Below are 22,179 nucleotides of genomic sequence, written 5' to 3'. Positions count from 1 at the left end.
GAAATGTGAAGTAAACGGAACTATTATTTTTAACCTGCATCTCACTCACGGCCATGTTCAGACAGTATTTAAAAATCGCCATCCGGAATATCCGTAAAAATAAAGGCTTTAGCCTGATCAATATCATTGGGTTGTCCCTGGGCCTGGCAAGCATGATGACCTTATTGCTGCTGGTGCAGCAGTATTACACCACTGACAGTTTCCATAAGGATAGCGATAATCTCTATTATCTGAAGACCTTTAGTGCTAATGGGGAATCCTATGACCAAACCACTTTTCCGCTGCTGTACGAAATTCAGAAAAGCTGCCCTGAGGTAGTTGCTGCCACACACTGGCAGCGCTGGAATGATCTGTGGCTGCAGCACAACAGCATAGAAGTGCAGGAACGTACCCAGTATGTAGACAGCGGTTTCTTTAAGGTTTTTTCCTTTCCCCTGAAAGAAGGCAATGCGCAACAGGCACTGGCAGACAAGTACAGTGTTGTTATCTCACAAAATGTAGCCACACAGTTATTCGGTAACGAAAAGGCTTTGGGTAAGACCATTATGGCTGCCGATACCATTCCCTTAACAGTTACAGGAGTACTGGATGCCATGCCTGTTAATTCAAGCCTGCGGGCTGAGGTGCTTCTGCCTTTACAGCTGCTGCAGGATACAGATGATTTTAAGCAGGGAGCCGACTGGTACAATACCTTTGCTATAAACTACCTGCGCCTAAGGGAGGGTGCTGACCCCAAGCTTCTCGATCAGAAGATTGATAGACTGGTAAAACAGTTTTATGCAGATGAAGCAAAGCAGAGTATGGTAAAAACCGTGCCCTTTAGCCAGTTAAAGTCAGAAGGTGATCCGCTCATCGGCTCTATCATTGCGGGAGCTCTTGCTTCGGCTGTTTTTATTGTGCTGGTCATGATCGCCAACCTCCTTAATCTCAACACAGCCATCGTGTTCAGCCGTACCAAAGAGGTGGCTGTACGCAGAATTATAGGGTCGGGCAAACGCAGTATTGTGTACCAGTTTTGCCTGGAAAACGCACTGCTTGTTTTTACTTCGCTCTTGCTGGGCTTTTACCTTTTTCTACAGCTACTGCTGCCCCAGGTAAATGTGGTAATGAGCAGTGGCTTTGGTGAACTGCAGTTTCAGTGGCAGCAGGATTATGTGCTTCTGGCCTTGTTTGTGCTTATTGCAGCCCTTATTGTGCTGGTGGCGGGGAGCATCCCGGCCTGGTACCTTACTTCGGTAAAGGTATCTGAGGCGGTAAAGGGCAAGTTCATCAAAGCTGATAGCAGGGGCTGGTTACGGAATATTTTCATCACCGTGCAGTTTACAATGGCTGTTGTACTCATTGGCGTTGCCATTGTGCTAAACAGCCAGATACGCTATATGAAAGCGGCATCCCTGGGCTTTAACACCACAGAAGTGGCTGTTGTAAACCTGGACCTGTCTTTCAGGGACCCTGCCCAGGCAGAAAGCCGCTTTGAAACTATTCTGAACTCGCTAAGGAGCAATCCCTATGTAAAGTCTGTTTCTACCACCCCCGTAATCCCTACCAACTACTGGCAAAACTATAATACCTACATAGATGTGGAAACCGGCAGGGAGATCTTACTGCGACATGTACCTGCAGATGCCGGTTTTGCAGAAACCTACCAGATTCCTGTGGTGGAGGGGCGTAATTTTAATGATGCACTGGCGGCTGGCGAAGAGGGCAGTATAATCATTAACCGCTCGGCGGCAGAGGCCTTTGGATGGGCCAATCCTATCGGGAAACAGATAAAAGGCAAAGGTGGTGATGAGGTAGGTACCGTTATTGGTGTGCTGGATGATTTTCATTACTCTAACCTGCAACAGGCTATTGAGCCCCTGCTGCACTGGTACAATGGAAAGCCTGCCCTGGGCTTTAACCGCTACTTAAGTATCCGTCTCGATACAGACCACCGCCAGGAGATTATGGCGGGGCTGGAGCAGGATTTCAAAACTATGCCAGCGCGCAGAAGCTTTAGCCATACCCCAATGGATGAACTGGTAGAAGGGCAGTATTCGCTCATGGAGGGACTCCTGAAGGTAACTAATTATGTGGCCCTGCTTACTGTATTTATTGCAGCCATGGGCCTCTTTGGCCTTGTGGCCCTGTTTGCCCGCCAGCGCATTAAGGAAATTGGGGTAAGAAAAGTGTTGGGGGCCACTGTGCTGGATATAACAGCCCTGCTCTCTAAAGACTTTTTGAGGCTTGTGATGCTGGCCATAATTATTGCCACCCCCATTGCCTGGTATGCCATGCACAGGTGGCTGGAAGATTTTGCCTACCGCATCAACATCAGCTGGTGGTACTTTCTGAGTGCAGGCCTGCTTGCTCTTTTTATAGCGCTGGCAACGGTAAGCGTGCAGGCAGTTAAAGCAGCTAAGGCCAATCCTGTAAAGAATTTAAGAACTGAATAAAGCTACGCCCATGCTAAAGAATTATGTAAAAATAGCTTTCAGAAGCCTTTGGCGCAGCAAAGCTTTTTCCGCCATCAATATTTTTGGCCTTGCCATTGGCATAGCCTGCTGCCTGGTGATCATGCTTTTTGTGGAGCATGAGCTGAGCTACGACCGCTTTCATGAAAAGGCAGACCGCATTGTGCGGGTTGTGTTCCGGGGATCGGTGCAGGGCGAGCAAATGAACGAAGCACACGTTATGCCACCCGTGGCGCAGGCACTTGTGCAGGATTACCCGGAGGTAGAACAGGCTACACGCCTGCGCCCCATGGGCACTCCTAAAATTCTTTATGGTGATAAAGTATTCAGCAAAAGCAGTTTTGCTTTTGCTGACTCCAACTTCTTCAAAGTATTTACGCTGCCGCTGCTGAAAGGCGATCCGGCCACGGCCCTGGGGCAGCCCAACGCCCTGGTTATTTCTCAATCCACTGCCCGCAACTATTTTGGAGATGAAGATCCTATAGGAAGGGTGCTGCAGCTAAAGGACTGGAAGGAACAGTTTACCATCAGCGGTGTAATGGCCGACATACCTGCTAACTCTCATTTCCGTTTCGATATGCTGGCTTCCATGGCTACTTTTCCCGATGCCCGTAATCCTTCCTGGATGGTATCTGAATTTTACACCTATCTGCTGCTCCCCGAGGGCTACGACTATAAACAGCTGGAGGCCAAGCTGCCACAGGTAGTGGAAAAGTACATGGGACCACAGCTCCAGCAATCCATGGGCATAAGCCTGGCACAGTTCCGGGAAGCGGGTAACGACCTGGGCCTTTTTCTGCAACCACTTAGTGCTATCTACCTCCATTCGGATTTGCTCACTTCCCTGGAACCTGGTGGCGATATCCGTTATGTGTATATTTTTGCTGCCGTTGCCGCTTTTATGCTCCTGATCGCCTGCATCAACTTTATGAATCTTTCTACAGCTGGTGCCAGCAAAAGAGCAAGGGAGGTAGGGGTGCGCAAGGTATTGGGTTCCGGAAAAGGACAGCTGGTGGGGCAGTTTCTCACCGAATCTGTTCTGCTAAGCCTGCTGGCCCTGCTGCTGGGCCTGCTGATGGTAGAGTTGGCCCTGCCCGTTTTCAATGAGCTGTCGGGCAAAAGCCTAGGCCTGCGGCTCATGGAAAGGCCCTTGCTAATACCCGGGCTGCTCCTGTTTGGACTTTTTGTGGGGGTGCTGGCGGGCAGTTACCCGGCCTTCTTCCTGTCTTCCTTTAAGCCGGTTTCTGTGCTAAAGGGATCTGCCTCATCGGCGGCAGGTGCACCTGGTAAAGGCAGCTGGAGCCTGCGCAGCGGACTGGTGGTTTTTCAGTTTTGTATTTCCATTGTGCTTATCATTGGTACTACCGTTGTATACCAGCAGCTTCAGTATATTCAGAATAAAAAGTTAGGCTACGAGAAAGACCAGGTGCTGGTGCTGCCCGAAACATGGTTGCTGGGCGGGCAGGCAGAGGTGTTTCGGCAGCAGCTGCTCCAGGATCCGCGGGTGCAGTATGTAAGCACTTCGGGCTACCTGCCGGCAGGCCCTTCCTACAACAACAACTTTATGGTATATCCTGATGATGATGTCTCGCAGCAGGTAAAAACCCTAAGGTATGAGGTAGATGATCAGTACATACCAGCACTGGGACTGGAGCTGGTGGCGGGCCGTAATTTTTCATCCCTTTATGGCTCTGATTCTACTGCCATTATACTCAACGAAACTGCTGCAACAGCCTTTGGCTGGGGAAAAGAGGCCCTTGGACAAACCCTGACCACCTCCACCAACGATGGCAGAAAACACCACTTCAGGGTTATTGGAGTCGTGGGCGACTTTCATTTTAAATCGCTGCACGAGCGCATTTCGCCGCTGGTAATGGTATTGGGCAAAAACAACGGATCTGTGATCGCAAAAGTAAAAACAGACAGGGTAGGAGAGTTGATTGCAGCTGTGCGGCAGAAGTGGGAGGCCCTTGCGCCTGCAGAGCCCTTTGAATATTCTTTCCTCGATGACCGCTTTAACCAGACCTACGCATCGGAGCAGAAGGCTGGTCAGATCCTGGGCATCTTTGCAGGACTTACTATTTTTGTGGCATGCCTGGGCCTGTTTGGGCTGGCAACCTTCACTGCCGAGCAGCGTACCAGGGAAATTGGCATCCGTAAGGTGCTGGGAGCAGATGTGGCGAGCATTGTTACCCTCTTATCCAAAGATTTTCTAAAGCTGGTACTCCTGGCTGCAGTCATTGCCTTTCCCATTGCCTGGCTGGCTATGCAGCAGTGGCTGGAGGATTTTGCCTACCGCATTGATTTATCGCTCTGGGTGTTCATTGTAGCCGGTATTGTTGCGGCAGTTGTTGCTTTTCTTACCATCAGCTACCAGGCAGTGAAAGCGGCTACCAGCAATCCTATCCATAATTTACGAAATGAGTAGCATGCAATAGCTGGCATTACTAAAATTTGTAGTGTAAAGGTGAGGGCACGGCAGGGACAACTATCGTGAAGTGTTGAGACGGCTGCTCCTGCATCGTACCATCATTTATACTCCTTACTGCTGCTTCACTTATTAGCTCTGCTGCAATATAGTGCTCGGGTAACTTCTGCAAATGCTCTATCACCAATGTTCATGCAGCCTAATCAAAGCGCATAAGTGCTGAAGCAGCAGTGTATCAAAAACGCACACTTGCTGTGCGGTATCGCACGCTTACCTGCTATTGTAAAGGCTTAAATTGCTCATAATCAGGTAAAATAAAGATTGGCACATCCTCTGCAGGTACAGTGCCGGGTCTGGTGTTCTTTCCAAAAACCATTAATTGAAGAGGCATGATCAGGAATTATTTCAAAACAGCTTACCGCAATATCTTAAGGCACAAAGGTTTCTCTTTTTTAAATATTGCAGGATTGGCCCTGGGGTTTACCGCCTGCTTCCTGATAGCGTTGTTTATCCGGGATGAGTATCAGTTTGATGAATTTGTGCCAGAAGGTGAACGGGTGTACCGCATCTATAATCAGCACACCAACAATGAGGGAACCGAAGATCTTGCAGTTACCACTGTGGTAATTGCCACTGCGCTAAAAGAGAATTTTCCCGAAGTGGAACAAACCGCCAGGGTTATGATGACTTCCGCCGCTAAAAGTCTTTTTGAGGTAGGGGAGAAAAGAATGTACCAGGAGAGTGGAATTTTTGTTGACTCCACTTTTTTGGAAGTATTGCCAATAAAATTAAAATACGGATCATCGGTTGGGGCTCTTGATGATCCCGCTTCCATCATCATTTCAGAAGAAATGGCAGATCGTTTTTTTGGAAATGATAATCCGGTAGGCAACGAAATTATAATGAATAAGACACCTTTAACAGTTAAGGGTGTTTTTGAGAAGAATCCCAAGTTCCATTTGCAGTTCGAATCCCTTTTACCTCTTTCACTCGCGGGTAATCCTGCGGATAGAATGCAGGATTGGGGCTGGGAGCAATTTTATAATTATGTAAAATTAAAGGAAGGAGCAAATGCAGAAGCTGTAGAGGCAAAATTTCAGGCTCTTGCAGAACAACAGATAAGAGCAATGGAAATTGAGCAAGGTAGTGAACCTTCTGTTAATAAATTCCATTTCCAGCCGCTCAGGGAAATTCACCTCTATTCATCAAGTTTTGTTTATGATAATGCCATCAGGGGTAACATTACCTATGTAAAGGCTTTTACATTTGTCGGCATTTTTGTTTTACTCATAGCATGTTTCAATTTCGTTAACCTGGCAACTGCCAAATCACTGCAAAGGGCGAAGGAAGTAGGGGTTCGTAAAACTATTGGAGCCGACAGAAAACAGTTGATCATCCAGTTCCTTGGCGAGACTATCTTCCTTACGTTCATCAGCATTATAATATCCCTTCTGCTTACCGCCATATTACTTCCATGGCTCAACAGATTCACAGGAAAAGAAATTAGCTATGCTGTTTTAGCTGATCCCATTGTATTATTAATCTTCTTCAGCCTCACAATCATTGTAGGAATTCTGGCGGGGCTTTATCCTGCACTGGTACTCTCCAATTTCAGGCCCATTAAAGTGCTGAAAGGTTCAGCCGTGGGTGACCAGGAGTCGGGTAAAATACCGCTACTACGTCACGGTCTTGTAGTCCTCCAGTTTTCAATGTCTGTTTTACTGATCATCAGCGCAATTGTGGTTTTCAACCAGGTAGATTATTTACATAGTAAGGACCTGGGGTTTAGCAAAGATCAAATCATGTTCTTTCCTATGCGTGGAGAAAAGATGTTTAGTAACAAGGAGACTTTCAAGAACCAGCTTGAACAGATTCCGGGGGTATCTTCGGTTTCTATAGGCTACGGTTTCCCAGGCGATGCTGTTGCGGCACATGGCATTAGGGTTAAAGAAAACGGACAGCTTGTGAGAAAACCTGCCACACAATTGATGATTGACTATGACTATATAGAAACGCTTGGCCTGGAAATGGTTGCGGGACGGCCGTTTTCTGAAGCTATGAGTACAGACATGGAAAAAGCTTACATAATCAATGAAACTGCAGTTAGGAATTTCGGGTTTGGAACGCCTGAAAATGCCATAGGCAAAGAAATAACGTGGCAGGTATGGAATGACACTAACCCGGATTCCCTAAAGGTAGGTCCTGTAATTGGAGTTGTTAAAGATTTTAACTACAAGAGCCTTTATGAAGAGGTGGAGTCGGCGGTGCTCCAGATCTTTCCTGATGCGGCCTGGAAAGTAGCCGTAAAAATGGAAACTGCCCGGATGGAAAGCTCTCTGGCTCAGGTAGAAACTGTATGGAACAGCTTCAGCCCGGATTATCCTCTTGAATACAAATTTCTTGATGAAAATTTTGAGCAGATGTATCTGGCCGAAGATAAATTAAAGGCCCTTCTGGGAATCTTTACAGGCCTGGCAATTTTTGTGGGGTGCCTGGGGTTGTTCGGACTTGCAGCATTTTCTGCAGAAAGAAGAAAACGGGAAATAGGTATCAGAAAGGTTTTGGGAGCCAGCGTAGAAAATATTGTCATGCTGCTCTCCAGGGATTTTGTAGTACTCGTACTTATCGCGCTGTTGATAGCCTCCCCAGTTGCATGGTATTTCATGAATGGCTGGCTGCAGGATTTTGCCTACAGGATCGATATAGGCTGGTATGTTTTCCTGATTGCCGGGGTGGCTGCAGTGAGTATAGCCTTGATTACAGTAGGCTTTCATGCGCTTAAGGCGGCCACTTCCAATCCTGTAAAAAACTTAAGAACTGAATAACCCCTACCCATATGTTCAGGAATTATTTTAAAACTGCTTACCGTAATCTGCTTCGGAACAAAGGTTTTACCTTTATAAATGTGGCAGGACTCACCCTGGGTCTTACAGCTTGTCTGCTGATTTCGCTCTTTGTGTGGGACGAACAGCAGTTTGATAAATTTATTCCGGAAGGGGAGCAGGTGTATCGGGTTTATCAGGAGCGAACCACCGCAGAGGCTATTGAACTGACCCCACGCACGCCACCCATGTATGGCCCTGCCTTTCTGCAGGAATTACCTGAGGTAGTAGAATCTGTAAGGGTGATGGAGATTCTGTCAAAAAATTTATTTGAGGCCAACAACAAGAAGATCTATGAGGAGAAGGGCGTTTATGTGGACTCAAACTTTTTTAAGATTTTCCCCCTGCGGCTCAAATGGGGAACACAGGCCAGTGCTTTGAAAGAACCTGCTTCGATCGTGATCTCAGAGCAGTTTGCCCAACGTTATTTCGGTACTGAAAACCCGGTGGGAAAAGAGGTGTTGATGGAGAAACAGCCCCTTCAGGTAAAGGGGGTTTTTCAGCATAATCCTAAATTTCACCTGGCGCTGGATTATATCTTACCCATGTCGGCAGCCCAGCTACCAGCTGAGCGGATGGAGAGCTGGGGCTGGCATCAGTTTAACACGTACGTTAGAGTAAAAAGGGGTACCGATGCGCAGGCGCTGGAAGCTAAGTTTAAAAAAGTTCTAGACTTACGGAATCCTCCCGATCCCAGCGTAGGTGTGCATGAATTCAGGCCCCTGTTACAGGCACTTGAGGATGTTCATTTATACTCTGCAGACTTCAAGTACGACATGGCAGTGCGGGGCAACATTACCTATGTACGGGCACTCAGTATTATAGCCTTCTTTATTCTTGCCATCGCCTGTTTCAACTTTGTGAACCTGGCTACGGCCAAATCGCTGAAACGTGCAAAAGAAGTGGGCGTTCGAAAAACGATAGGTGCCAGCCGCCAGCAGCTGATGGTGCAGTTTATCATAGAAACAATCCTCTTAACAGGGGTAAGTATTTTACTTGCTGTGGGTTTTGTGGCACTACTGCTGCCCTGGCTCAATAAATTTGCTGATAAACAAATATCCTTATCACTGTTAATAAATCCTTTGGTGCTACTGCTGTTGCTCGCATTGGCGCTGTTTGTTGGGGTAACCGCCGGTTTTTATCCTGCACTGGTGCTTTCTGGCTTTCAGCCTGTTAAAGTGCTGAAGGGTACTGCCGCAAGTGAAGCCAGGCCCGGGCAAATTCCCTGGCTGCGGCACAGCCTGGTGGTTGTGCAGTTTGCGCTTTCAATCCTGCTCATCATTAGTGCTGTGGTTGTGTTCCGGCAGGTAAGTTATCTGAATAGCAAAGACCTTGGCTTCAATAAGGAACAGATCATGTTCTTCCCAATGCGGGGCACCAACATGTTTGAGAACTACAGTACATTTAAAAATGAATTGCAGCGTGTACCTGGCGTGTCATCTGTCTCTATAGGCTATGGCTTTCCCGGCGATATGGTGGCGGGCGATCAAGTCATTGTGCCCAACGGAGGTGAGCAGACTGTTTACCCGGTTACCCAACTCCTGATCGACCATGATTACATCAAGACCCTTGGACTGGAGCTGGTGGCCGGAAGAGACTTCTCGAAGGAAATGAAAACAGATCCCGACAAAGCCTTTATTATCAATGAAACTGCGGTAAGGGAGCTGGGGCTGGGTTCAGCGGAGAAGGCGCTGGGCCAGCCCCTGCATTGGGGCGAATGGGGGGCTAACCATCCGGACTCCCTGAAGAAGGGACAGGTGATTGGCGTTGTGAAAGACTTTCACTATAAGAGCCTGTTCGACCGGGTAGAACCAGCCGTTTTGCAGATCTATCCCGGAGCATACTGGAAGGTAGCTGTGAAAATAGAGACAGCCAGTGCTTCCGATGCAATTGCTGGCGTAAAAGGGGTATGGCAGCAGTTCTCTCCGGATTATCCGCTGGAGTACAATTTTCTTGATGAAAGTTTCGGCAAGATGTACAAGGCAGAAGACAAGCTAAAAACCCTGCTCTGGATTTTTACAGGCTTGGCGATATTCATCGGGTGCCTGGGACTCTTTGGTTTAGCCGCCTATGCTGCCGAGCGGCGCATAAAGGAAATAGGCATCCGCAAGGTATTGGGCGCCAGTGAGCAGAATATTGTAATGCTGCTTTCCGGGGATTTTGTAAAGCTGGTGCTCATATCTATTTTAATTGCCTCACCCATAGCCTGGTACTTTATGCAGCAGTGGCTGCAGGATTTTGCCTACCGTATCAACATCAGCTGGTGGATCTTTGCCCTGGCAGGACTGGCAGCTGTAACCATCGCCCTGGCAACAGTCAGCTTCCATGCCATCAAAGCAGCACTTAGAAACCCCGTTAGAAATTTAAGAATCGAGTAAACGCATTCATATGTATTCAAGCTTTCTCAAAACAGCGATAAGGAACGTTATCCGGCACAAGGCTTTTTCCTTTCTCAATATTGCCGGTTTAACCTTTGGCCTTACCGCCTGCATTCTGATAGGTTTATTTGTGCAGGATGAAATGCAGTTTGACAAATTCATTCCGGAAGGGAGCAGGATTCATCGTGTCTATTACCAGATTACGACCGAAGAAGGGACAAGCCAGGTTGCTACAACGCCTCCCATGTTTGCGACAGCTTTGCAACAGGAGTTTCCTGAGGTGGAGAACACCCTTAGGGTGCTCAATAATCCAAACAAGGAGCTATTTGAGGTAGGTGATACTAAATTATACGAAGAGGGAGGGATTCTTGCGGAGCAAAACTTCTTTGAAATATTCCCGCTTCAACTCACCTATGGATCTGCTGTAGCAGCACTTGAGGATCCTAATTCAGTAGTTATATCCCAGGAGCTGGCCCGTAAATATTTTGGTGATAAGAATCCGGTAGGCAAAAAAATAACCATCAGCAAAAGCCCTTTTCAGGTAAGCGGTGTTTTTCAAAATAATCCTAAGTTTCATTTACCTATCACATACATCTTTCCTCTGGTGGCCGCTGGAATAGCCGAAGAGCGGATGCAAAGCTGGGACTGGTACTCGTTTAACAACTATGTAAAATTAAAGCAGGGAGCAGATGTAGAGGGACTGCAGGCAAAGTTTCAGCGCTATACACAGCCCTTCCTGCAGGGAGATGAAACTACTACCTATTTGCCTCTCTTTCAGCCCTTACATGATATTCATTTGTACTCAGCCGACTTTAGATATGATATGGCTGTAAGGGGAAATATTATTTATGTAAAGGCACTGATCGTTACAGCACTTTTTATTTTGGTAATTGCCTGTTTCAATTTTGTGAATCTGGCTACCGCAAAATCCCTGCAGCGTGCTAAAGAAGTGGGGGTACGCAAAACCATAGGGGCCAACCGCAGCCAACTGATGGTGCAGTTCATCCTTGAAACTATCTTCCTCACCCTTATTAGTGTAGTGCTGGCTACCCTTTTTGCCTGGTTGTTTCTTCCCTTACTCAACCAGTTCACAGAAAAGCAAATTGCATTCGACTTGCTGGCTGATCCAATGAACGTGCTGCTATTGCTCCTGTTGGCAGTACTTGTTGGGGTGCTTGCCGGCTTTTATCCAGCCCTTGTTTTATCAGGTTTTCAGCCTGTGAAAGTCTTAAAAGGCACATTTTCAGGTGATAGCAGGCCAGGTAAAACACCCTGGCTGAGGCATGGGTTAGTGGTTATTCAATTTTCCTTATCGGTTCTGTTGATCATCAGCGCTATTGTGGTGCGCAGGCAGGTGACCTATCTGCATAGCAAGGAACTTGGTTTTGAGAAAGAGCAGATCATGTTTTTCCCCATGAGAGGGGAGCGCATGAGCTCAAATGTTGAAACTTTTAAAAATGAACTGTTGCAATCACCTTTTATTGAGGGTGTAACAGTAGGATATGGCTTTCCGGGCGATATGTTTGGAGATGGCATGATGACAGTACCCGGTAAAGGGGAACAAAAAAAAGCCACACAGCTAATGGTAGACCATGATTACATCAAAACCCTTGGTCTGGAACTGGTGGCAGGCAGGGATTTTTCAAGGGAGATGAAAACGGATAAAGACCATGGCTTTATTATCAACGAAACAGCTGTTAAAGAACTAGGACTTGGCACGCCAGAACAGGCATTGGGAGAAACATTGCTATGGCCTACCTGGCGAAATGCAGATTCAGTAAAAAGGGGACAGGTTATTGGAGTTGTAAAAGACTTTCACTACAAAAGCTTATATGAGCGAGTAGAACCCGCTGTGCTGCAAATTTATCCGCAAGCATACTGGAAAGTAGCCGTAAAAATAAAAGCAGCAGGTATAGAAAAGGCACTTCCCTATGTGAAGGAGGTTTGGGAGAAGTTCTCTCCGGAATACCCCCTGGAGTATAATTTTCTGGATGAAAGCTTCGACAAGATGTATAAGGCAGAGGATAAGCTAAGATCACTACTATGGATTTTTAGCGGAGTGGCCATTTTTGTAGGTTGCCTGGGCCTCTTTGGATTAGCCGCCTATGCCGCAGAAAGGCGTACCAAGGAGATTGGCATCCGCAAAGTGCTTGGGGCAAGTTCACAAAATATAGTGCTGCTTCTCTCGGGAGATTTTGTAAAGCTGGTGCTCATATCCATTTTAATTGCCTCGCCTGTTGCCTGGTACTTTATGCAGCAGTGGCTGCAGGATTTTGCCTACCGCATCAACATCAGCTGGTGGATCTTTGTGGTAGCAGGCTTAAGTGCCATTGCCATTGCCCTTGTTACGGTGAGCTTCCATGCCATCAGGGCGGCGCTACGGAATCCTGTGAGAAATCTGCGAACAGAATAATTTTTAACTGCCTTTCTTATGCTGGTACATACTTTAAATCAGATCATTCGCAGCCTTTGGCGCCACAAGAGCTTTACCTTTATTAACCTGCTGGGCTTATCCATAGGCATTGCCGCCGTGCTGGTAATCTTTTTGATAGCCCATTATGAGAATAGCTTTGATGCTTTTCATTCAGACAGCGAGCGGGTTTACCGGGTAGTGAGCAAAAACGAGAGGGAAGATAAAGTAGTACATGAGGCTACCGTTCCCTATCCAACAGGCCGGTTTTTGCGGGAGGAGTATCCTGGAATTCAGGCTACCCAGATTCACTTTGCCAGTGATATGCAGGTTAGGATAGGCAGCCAGGCACCATTCATTGAAGAGAATGTGGTGTTCGCAGACTCTCTCTTCTTTAATGTGCTGGATTTTGCCGGGGTTGAGGATTTATGGCTGGCTGGCAACCCGGCCACTGCACTGCAAAATCCACAGCAGGCCATCCTCACAGAACACAGCGCGCAGCAGTATTTTGGAACAGAAAACCCAGTAGGCAAACTCATAAGCCTCGATAATAAGGTAGATGTAGAAGTGGTAGGTATTCTAAAGAGCCTGCCTCAGACCAGTCATTTACCCTTTACCATGCTGGTATCATTCTCTACCCTGAATAGCGATTTGTTGTCTGGCCTGGATCTTAACACCTGGGGATTTACGGCCAGTGGATATACCTATGTGCGATTGAATGAAGGCGTAACACTAGCTTCGGCAGAAGGTGCGCTGCAGGCAATACAGCAGCGCAATGCCACCGAAGAGGCAGATAAAAAAGGAAAGTTATACCTGCAGCCTATTTCTGATATCCATTTCGACCTAACCTTCGAAGACAGTAACCCTTCTTATACTGTTAGTTCGAGGTACCTCACCATGCTGGTGCTGCTGGGTGGCTTTATTATCCTGATAGCCTGCATTAATTATATCAATATGTCTACTTCCTTTGCATTCACCAAGTCGAAGGAGGTGGGAATCCGCAAAACCATCGGTGCATCTAAGGGGCAGCTGTTTTTCCATTATATGCTGGAAACCCTTGTGGTAACCCTTAGTGCAGCCCTGTTAGGCCTGGGGCTTGCCCTGCTGGCCTTGCCCATTGTAAACCAGATTTTAGATAAATCCATCACAGTTGCACCCATTCTTAGCCTGGCATTCCTGCTTGGGGCTGTGGCGTTCATCCTGGTCATTACGTTTATATCAGGCGTATACCCTGCGCTCATCCTGTCGGGCTTTAACCCCATTGCCTCTCTGAAAAATCAGCTGGCCATGCCCGGCAAATCTTCAGTGCTGTTGCGTAAGGCACTGGTGGTTTTTCAGTTTACCACCTCTATCGGCATGATCATTTGTACACTGGTTATTGCGCGGCAGATGGAGTATTTCCAAAATAAAGAGCTGGGCTTTAACAAGGAAGCGGTAGTAGAGGTATCTCTCCCGCTTAACGATAGTGTTAAGATTGAAGCGTTCAGGAGCTTGTTGCAAAACCAAACAGGTATCGAGGAGCTGTCGTTTTGCCTGGGCGCTCCTATATCCGATAATGGACTGGGGGTGAGCCTCCATGCGCCGCAGCTATCCGCTAATACTGGCTATTCAGCCAGCGTTATTCCCTGCGACAGAGCCTACCGGGATGCCTACAGAATGGAGCTGCTGGCCGGCAGGTGGTTTCTTCCTTCAGAAGAAGAAAATATTGGCAGCGCCGTGGTGGTAAACAGGTCCCTGACCAAAACCCTTGGCTATACCGATCCGGCAGAGGCTATTGGTAAAACCATACAGTTGGGTCTCAATGAAATGAAACCCACTATTGTTGGCGTTACCGAAGATTTTCACACCTCTTCACTGCACGATGATATTGCTTCTGTAGCCTTAACACCTTTTCCATATTTCTATTATGCGGCAGGTATCCGGCTATCGCCCGGCAATATGCGCAGCACCCTGGCCAGCATAGAATCGGCCTGGCGAAAGGTGTATCCCGAAAATGTATACCAGGTTGCTTTTATTGATGATACGCTTGCCCTAAGTTATGAGCAGGAAACCCGCGATTACCAGTTGTTTAAGGCCTTCTCGGCCATCTCTATCTTTATCTGCTGCATTGGCTTGTGGGGGCTTATTGCCTTTGTAGTGGTGCGCAAAACCAAAGAGATAGGCATCCGCAAAGTGCTGGGTGCTACTGTGAGTGGAATTGTATTGCTGCTATCCAGAGATTTTCTGAAGCTGATCGGCATTGCTTTGCTCATTGCTTCGCCCATTGCCTGGTACTTTATGGACCAGTGGCTGGCAGATTTTGCCTACCGTACCGATATCAGCTGGTGGATCTTTGCCCTGGCAGGATTCTTTGCACTACTGATTGCCTTGATCACCATCAGCTATCAGACCATCAGGGCTGCGCTGGCCAATCCTGTTAAAAATCTAAGAACTGAATAATAGGGATGTCAATGTTCAGAAATTATATCACTGTTGCAGTACGCAACCTGATGAAGCATAAGGGATTTTCCTTCATCAACATCTTTGGTTTATCCATCGGCTTAACCTGCTGTATGCTTATCTCGCTGTACATCTATCATGAGTACAGTTACGATACCTACCATGAGCACGATGGCCGTTTGTACCAGCTGGGCGTTATATGGGAGAATGAAGGAGAAGCCGAGCGCAGGGCTACCATTGCGGGGGCTGTTATAGAGGGGCTTGAGCAGGAGTTTCCCGAGATTGAAGAAAATACCAAGCTGCTGAAGCTTTTTCAGGATGATAAAACACTTATGCAGTACCGGGAGCAGGGGGCAGGCGTTAAGTCCTTTTATGAAACCGGTGGCTACCTGGCTGATGAAGATTTCTTTAAGCTGTTGACTTATGATTTTGTAGAAGGCGATCCCCAAACTGCCCTCCAGAATCCTAACACGCTGGTGGTATCAGAAGAAATAGCAAAAAAGCTTTTCGGCAATCAGCCAGCGCTTAATAAAGTAATCAGCATCAGCAGCAACACCAATGGAGATTATGATTTTACCATCACAGGTGTTTTCAGGCCCCGTACAAGTCCCTCGCACATCGATGCCAGGTTCGTGATGTCAGCCAGGGGAGGAAACTTCGAAAGCTTGTTTCAGAACAACACCGATATGCTGAACAACAACATGTTTTTCAGCTATTTTCTGCTGAAGGAAGGAGCCGATGTGCAGCAGCTGGAACAGAAATTTCCTGCATTTATTGAGCGGCACATGGGTAAGGAGTTAAAGGAGCGAAACTCTGGCAGGGAGCTGTTTCTAACCCCTATCAAAGACGTTCACCTGCATTCAGGGATAGAGAATAATGTTACCCCGGCCGGCAGCCTTACCTATCTGCGCATACTTGCCTCCATCGCGGTGCTTACGCTGCTCATTGCCTGCATTAATTTTATGAACCTCTCCACAGCCCGCTCCTCTAAAAGAAGTGTGGAAGTGGGCGTTCGCAAGGTGCTGGGTGCCGAAAAACAGGCCCTGGTGTGGCAGTTCCTGGGAGAATCGCTGGTGATGGCGCTGGCTGCTTTCCTGTTTGCTATTGCATTTACATTACTCATGCTGCCTGTGTTTGAACAGGTGTCCGGCAGGGAAATCATTCTGCCGCTTGAGGCGCATGCAAAGCTATTCCTGCTCTTTGTTGTGCTTACCCTCGCCACGGGCTTAGTGGCAGGCAGCTACCCGGCTTTCTACCTCTCGTCCTTCAGGCCGGTTCGCGTGCTGAAAGGCCGGTTCTCCAATTCAATGGCGGCAACTTCTTTGCGAAAAGGGCTCGTTATCTTCCAGTTTGTTATTTCGGTGGTGCTCATCATTGCCTCTGTGATCATTTCAAACCAGATGAGCTATCTGAGGTCAAAAGACCTGGGCTTTATCAAAGATCAGCAGGTAGTGATACCTCTTAGAAGTGCTACGGCAAAGGAAATTTACCCGGCCTTAAAAGATAAACTTAACAATAACCCTGGGATACAGACTGTGGGGGCTTCTTATTACTACCCGGGCATTTTTAACCCTACCGACTGGTTCATGTACAAAGAGGGAAATAGTGTACAGAATGCAAAATCTGTATACATCAATTTTGTAGATGATTCTTTCCTGCAAACGCTTGGGATCAAACCAGTAGCCGGCAGAATTTTTTCCCCACAGTTTCCTGCCGATACCAACGCACACATCATTTTAAATAAAAAAGGGGTAGCTGAGCTGGGCTTTTCCTCTCCTGAAGCAGCCATAGGCAGCTGGGTTGCCTTTGACTGGCAGGGGGAACAGCAACGATTTGAGGTGGTGGGTGTGGTAGATGACTTTCACTTTAAAGACCTGCACAACACCATAGATCCTTTTGGTTTTTTACTGAACAACAGTATTAACCAAAATTACATCATTGCCCATGTTGCTGGGGGAGATATGGGAGGTACCCTGGACTACATAGAAAAATCATGGAATGCCCTGAACCCGAACGAGCCTTTCGAATACAGTTTCCTGGACCAGGACTTTCAAAAGAATTATGAAGCGGAAAACAGGCTTGCTTCCATGATCAGCTACTTTACCATTGTGGCCATTTTAATTTCATGCCTGGGCTTGTTTGGGCTTGCCACCTTTAGTGCAGAACAGCGCATCAAGGAGATTGGCATACGAAAGGTACTGGGTGCCAGTGTTGCAAGCCTGGTGGCGCTGCTTTCCGTAGATTTCCTGAAACTCATTATCCTGGCAGTAGTGGTGGCCTCGCCGCTGGCCTGGTACGTAATGCGCGAATGGCTGCAAACTTTTGCCTACCGGGTAGATGTTGGCTGGCAGGTATTTGCGCTTACCTCCCTGATCGCTATCCTGATCGCCCTCCTTACCGTCAGCTTCCAGGCGATCAGGGCGGCTGTATCAAATCCTGTAAAGAATTTAAGAACTGAGTAAAAGGAGCCTCCACATATTAGTATCAGCTACACCCCTGCCCGCAAGCAGGGGTGTATCATTTTCGTACACCTGCTGTGCGTTATCGAACGCTGTGTTAAATTGTGCATTAGTTAATTGCTTGTAAATCAGTGATATTGTAAAGTGGCACGCCCTCTGCACTTAGTTGAATGGCAGCGAACCTAAATGGCAATGCTGCGGGAAAATCGCTTAAGTAAGCCTCGGTCTGCTAAGCTTTTTCTACCCAAAACAGGATATTTTTTATAGCTTCATTACCCAAGCCGCCTACACCTATGTTACGCAACTACTTTAAAATAGCCCTGCGCCACCTGCAAAAAAACAAGTTGTATACGCTCATCAATTTGCTGGGACTTGCTACAGGCATTACGGGCTGTCTGCTGATTGGCATCTATATCTGGCATGAGCTTAGCTACGACCGCATGCACGATAAAGGCGACCGTATTGTGCGGGTTACCTGGGAGTATAATTTTGGGGATGCAGAAACCAAAACCGCCATGACTGGCACCCGGGTGGGGCCGGAGTTTAGCAGGCGTTTTCCGGAAACAGAAGCTTATGTGCGCCTGCTGAAATACCCGCGTGTGCTGGCCCTAGAGGACAAAATGTTTGAGGAAAAGAATTTTCTTTATGCCGACTCTACCTTCTTTTCCGTGTTCTCCTTTCCCTTACTGGAAGGCAGCCCGGCCACTGCACTGGATGGACCCGATAAGCTGGTAATAACACAGGCAATGGCCAGGAAGTATTTTGGAGACCAAAGCCCGGTAGGTAAAAGCTTGAAAGTAGGAGGGCAGAAAGATTTTCTGATCACAGGCATTGCAGCAGATGTGCCGGAGAACTCCCAGATCCAGTTCGATTTTGTTGTTTCTTTTTCCAATCTACGTGCCTCTAAAGAAGAAAAATGGAGTGAGGCCAATTACGTTACTTACCTCTTGCTGAATGATAAAGCCAGCATTGAGCCACTGCAGGCTAAGATAGAAAACTATATGAAAGAGGTAAACCGGGAGGAGTTAAAGCTGGAGGGCAACAACTACATGACTTATCACCTGGAGCCTTTAACAGAAGTGCATCTGCACGCACAGCAGGATGGTTTTGAGCCTAACAGCAATATTACCTACATCTACGTTTTAGCGGCAGTTGCCCTTCTTATCCTGCTGATTGCCTGTGTAAACTACACCAATTTAAGTACAGCACAGTCTGCCGGCCGCAGTGCAGAGATTGGTATGCGCAAAGTATTGGGTGCCGGCAAAAGGGATATTTTTTACCAGTTCATCAGCGAAGCTTTTTTACTTTCGCTTATAGCGGTGGTGGTGGCCTTACTGATTGCTTTAATGCTGCTGCCCCACTTTAACCAGCTGGCTGGTAAAGAGCTGCAGCGGGAGGTGCTGGTGGCGCCCTATACCCTGCTTGCCTTAGTAGTTTTATCGGTGCTGGTCGCTTTTCTGGCAGGCGCTTACCCGGCCTTTGTCTTATCCAGCGGCAAGGTGATCAGGATATTGAAATCTGGTTTTTCCTTTACAGGCGCTGCGGGCCTGCGTCAGGCACTCATCGTTTTTCAGTTTTCCATCTCTATTTTCCTGATCATTGCCACCATTGTTATTCTGCAGCAGCTGGCTTATTTGCAGAGCAAGGAGCTGGGCTATAACAAAAACCAGGTATTGGTGCTGCCCATGGATTATGCCATGCTCGAGCAGTATGATCAGCTGAAAGCAGCCCTGGCGGCAGTTCCCGGTGTTATTTCGGCAGGGGGTGCCTATGAGGAACCTACCCACATTGACTGGAGTGATGGATTAACCTCTGGCGAGGATGGTAAAAGAATAACAGTAAATGCACTGCCTGTAGATGAAGATTTGGTCAACACCCTGGGGCTGGAGATTATCGCCGGTGAACCCTATACCCTGGGAGACATTCAGCAGGCCGATCCGCTAAAATGGGGTGATACCCTCCGCTATACTTATATGCTTAACGAGGCAGCAGTGAAAGCACTTGGCTGGACCCCGGAAGAAGCAGTTGGAAAACGAGTAGCAAAAGGCAGGGAAGGAATAGTGCGCGCTGTGGTGAAGGATTTTCATTTCAGGCCGCTCCATGAGCCTATTGCGCCGCTGGTAATTTTTATGGATAAGCGGTTAACCGTAAACCTGTTTTTAAAGATAAACAGTGAAAACACAGCAGCCACCCTTAACAATCTGGCGCAAACCTGGAAGGAGCGTGTAGCGCACCGTCCGTTTGAGTACCAGTTCCTCGACGAGAATTATGCAGCCCTCTACAAAGCAGAGCAAAGCATGGCCGGTGTGTTTACAACCTTTTCTACTGTTGCTATTCTGCTGGCTTGTTTAGGCTTGTTTGCCCTTACTGCTTACGCCATGGTACGCCGCACCAAGGAAATTGGCATACGCAAAGTACTGGGCGCCACCGTTGCCGACATTCTTACTTTGGTATCGAAAGACTTTATAAAGTTGGTGATAATAGCCATTTTTATAGCCACACCACTAGCCCTCTTTGCAGTACACAGGTGGCTCGAGAGCTTTACCTATAAAATTGATGTAGAGTGGTGGGTTTTTATAGCGGCCAGTTTACTTACCCTGCTGATAGCAGTAGTGACCATTTGCCTGCAGGCGCTTAAAACAGCCCTCAACAATCCTGTTAAAAACCTTAGAACTGAATAAATTATGATCAAGCTAAACGGCATTTACAAATGGTACCAGAGTGGTATCAACCGGAACTTTGTACTGAAAGACATCAACCTAAACATTGAGGAAGGTGCATTTATATCTCTCATGGGGCCTTCCGGCTCCGGCAAATCTACCCTGCTGAACATTATCGGCATGCTGGATGAGCCTTCGGAAGGCGAATACCTCTTCCTGGATCAGTCTGTTTTTGCCATGAAGGAAAGGCAGCGTAAAGAGCTCTATAAGCAGTACATTGGCTTTGTATTCCAATCGTACCACCTTATTGATGAGCTCACGGTGTACGAGAACATCGAGGCCCCGCTGCTGTACCAGGGCGTAAAATCATCTGAAAGAAGATCGATGGTGGCCGATATGCTGGACCGCTTTAGCATTGTGGGCAAAAAAGACCTGTTCCCGAACCAGCTCTCCGGCGGACAGCAGCAGCTCGTGGGCATTGTGCGGGCACTCATAGCCAAGCCCAAGCTAATTCTGGCCGATGAACCAACCGGCAACCTTAACTCTGCCCAGGGCGATGAGATTATGCAGCTATTCCAGCAGCTGAACAGGGAAGATGGCGTTACCATTCTGCAGGCGACCCATTCAGAAAAAAATGCAGCCTACGGCCACCGCACCATTCACCTGCTCGATGGCCAGATACAACATCAACACGTGCCGCTATGAACCGTATCCTGAATTTATTACTACTGCTGTTATCCACCCATGGCATACTGCTGGCACAAACTGCCGGCAACAGCCTATCCCTGCAGGAGGCAATAGAAACAGGCCTTCGGAATAACATCGGGGTGAGGCAGAGCAGCGTTAGGGCAGAGGCAGCGCGGGTAAATTACTCGCAGGCAAAAGCAAACCTGCTGCCCGAAGTGAACGCCAGCGTGAACCATGGCCTTAACCAGGGCAGAAGCATCGATCCTTTCACCAATGCCTATGTGAACCAGGAGGTTAAATATGCCACTTACGCTGCAGGGGCCAGCCTGGTACTCTTTAGCGGACTGGTACAGCAAAACACCATCAGGCAAACGAATTATGCACACAGTGCCGCCGAGCTGGAGCTGCAGCAGGCGCGCGATAACCTTAGCCTAAGCATTATGCTGGCCTACCTGCAGGTGCTTAGTAACGAAGACCAGGTAGCGGTAGCCACCAGGCAGGTTGCCGTAACAGAGCAGCAGCTGGAAAGGCTGCAGGTGTTGCATGAAAAAGGAGCTATCAATCCGCCGGAGATTGCCGAGTTAACCGGGCAGCTAAAGCTGGAGGAGCTTGCACTGGCCAACAACAGGAATATGCTGCAGAGTGCAAAGCTCGCCCTGGCGCAGCTGATGAATGTACCTTACAACGGTGCTGTTGAGCTGGAGCGCCTGCCCCTGGAAGAACTGGTGCTGGAAGATGAGGTGGGCAACCCGCAGGAGACCTATACCATGGCCATAGACCAGCTTGCGCTGGTAAAAGCGGCTAATCTGCGTACCCAAAGCGCTGCAGCCGGCATAAGGGCCAGCCGTGGATTGTTTTACCCTACCCTGCTCCTGAATGGCAACCTCAACAGCAATTACTCCAGTGCGGCCACCATCAATGGCGAGCGGATCTATTACGATGCACAGCTGCGGAACAACCTCTTCACCAATGTTGGCCTTACCTTGCGGATTCCGATTCTTAACGGTTTAAACACCCACTACAGGTTAAAGCTGGCTAAGCTGGACCTCCAGGATGCCGATCTGGCAGAAGAAACCACCAGGACCCAGCTTAGGCTCGATATTGAGCAGGCGCACCTGAACATGAGCAATGCACGGGAGCGCTACCAGATTCTGCAGGAGCAGGTGGCAGCCTTCCAGGAAGCCTTCAGGGCAGCAGAGATCCGCTTTAATTCAGGGGTAGGCACCCCGGTAGATTACCTGATTGCCAAGAACAACCTCGACAGGTCAGGCATCAGCCTCATTACAGCAAAATACGATTACCTCCTGCGCATGAAAATCCTTGAGTTTTACAGGGGGAGATGATTTTGATTGATGGAAAATTTGTCTGCTACCACATCATTAA

Annotated in this window: 10 protein-coding genes and 1 pseudogene; all 11 read left to right on the top strand. The window is 47.9% G+C overall.

Annotated features, from left to right (window positions below; translation table 11 throughout):
* The first annotated feature begins 53 nt into the window (after window positions 1-53).
* Window positions 54-2,435, top strand: a complete 2,382-nt coding sequence (locus KWJ01_RS19210; RefSeq protein WP_224998673.1) for an ABC transporter permease — start codon at window positions 54-56, stop codon at window positions 2,433-2,435.
* Window positions 2,436-2,445: 10 nt separating this feature from the next.
* Window positions 2,446-4,881 (top strand): ABC transporter permease, encoded by a 2,436-nt coding sequence (locus KWJ01_RS19205; RefSeq protein WP_224998672.1) that lies wholly within the window; start codon window positions 2,446-2,448, stop codon window positions 4,879-4,881.
* A 389-nt stretch (window positions 4,882-5,270) separates the two neighbouring features.
* A pseudogene (locus KWJ01_RS28395) lies at window positions 5,271-6,479 on the top strand (ABC transporter permease); the annotation flags it as partial.
* Window positions 6,480-6,590: 111 nt separating this feature from the next.
* Window positions 6,591-7,706, top strand: coding sequence for an ABC transporter permease (locus KWJ01_RS28390; RefSeq protein WP_370634735.1), 1,116 nt, complete (start codon window positions 6,591-6,593; stop codon window positions 7,704-7,706).
* 11 nt (window positions 7,707-7,717) lie between these two features.
* The gene (locus KWJ01_RS19190; RefSeq protein ID WP_224998671.1) at window positions 7,718-10,141 is read left to right on the top strand and encodes an ABC transporter permease; all 2,424 of its coding nucleotides are present in this window, start codon (window positions 7,718-7,720) and stop codon (window positions 10,139-10,141) included.
* A gap of 10 nt (window positions 10,142-10,151) precedes the next feature.
* Window positions 10,152-12,554 (top strand): ABC transporter permease, encoded by a 2,403-nt coding sequence (locus KWJ01_RS19185; RefSeq protein WP_224998670.1) that lies wholly within the window; start codon window positions 10,152-10,154, stop codon window positions 12,552-12,554.
* A gap of 18 nt (window positions 12,555-12,572) precedes the next feature.
* Window positions 12,573-14,990 carry an ABC transporter permease gene (locus tag KWJ01_RS19180; RefSeq protein ID WP_224998669.1) on the top strand — a complete coding sequence of 806 codons (2,418 nt, stop codon included), beginning with the start codon at window positions 12,573-12,575 and terminating at the stop codon, window positions 14,988-14,990.
* An 11-nt stretch (window positions 14,991-15,001) separates the two neighbouring features.
* Complete coding sequence (locus tag KWJ01_RS19175; RefSeq protein WP_224998668.1) at window positions 15,002-17,452, top strand: ABC transporter permease; 2,451 nt, start codon at window positions 15,002-15,004, stop codon at window positions 17,450-17,452.
* A 290-nt stretch (window positions 17,453-17,742) separates the two neighbouring features.
* Window positions 17,743-20,130: an ABC transporter permease gene (locus KWJ01_RS19170; protein ID WP_224998667.1), complete on the top strand. Its 2,388-nt coding sequence runs from the start codon at window positions 17,743-17,745 to the stop codon at window positions 20,128-20,130.
* 3 nt (window positions 20,131-20,133) lie between these two features.
* Window positions 20,134-20,814 (top strand): ABC transporter ATP-binding protein, encoded by a 681-nt coding sequence (locus tag KWJ01_RS19165; RefSeq protein WP_224998666.1) that lies wholly within the window; start codon window positions 20,134-20,136, stop codon window positions 20,812-20,814.
* Entirely contained in the window at window positions 20,811-22,139 is a 1,329-nt protein-coding gene (locus KWJ01_RS19160) for a TolC family protein (RefSeq protein WP_224998665.1), read from the top strand. Before KWJ01_RS19165 ends, KWJ01_RS19160 begins: the two co-directional genes overlap by 4 nt.
* The last annotated feature ends 40 nt before the right edge of the window (window positions 22,140-22,179 follow it).

This window comes from Cesiribacter sp. SM1 (assembly GCF_020178975.1).
Lineage (GTDB): Bacteria > Bacteroidota > Bacteroidia > Cytophagales > Cyclobacteriaceae > Cesiribacter.
This window is presented reverse-complemented; position numbering and strand designations above follow the sequence as displayed.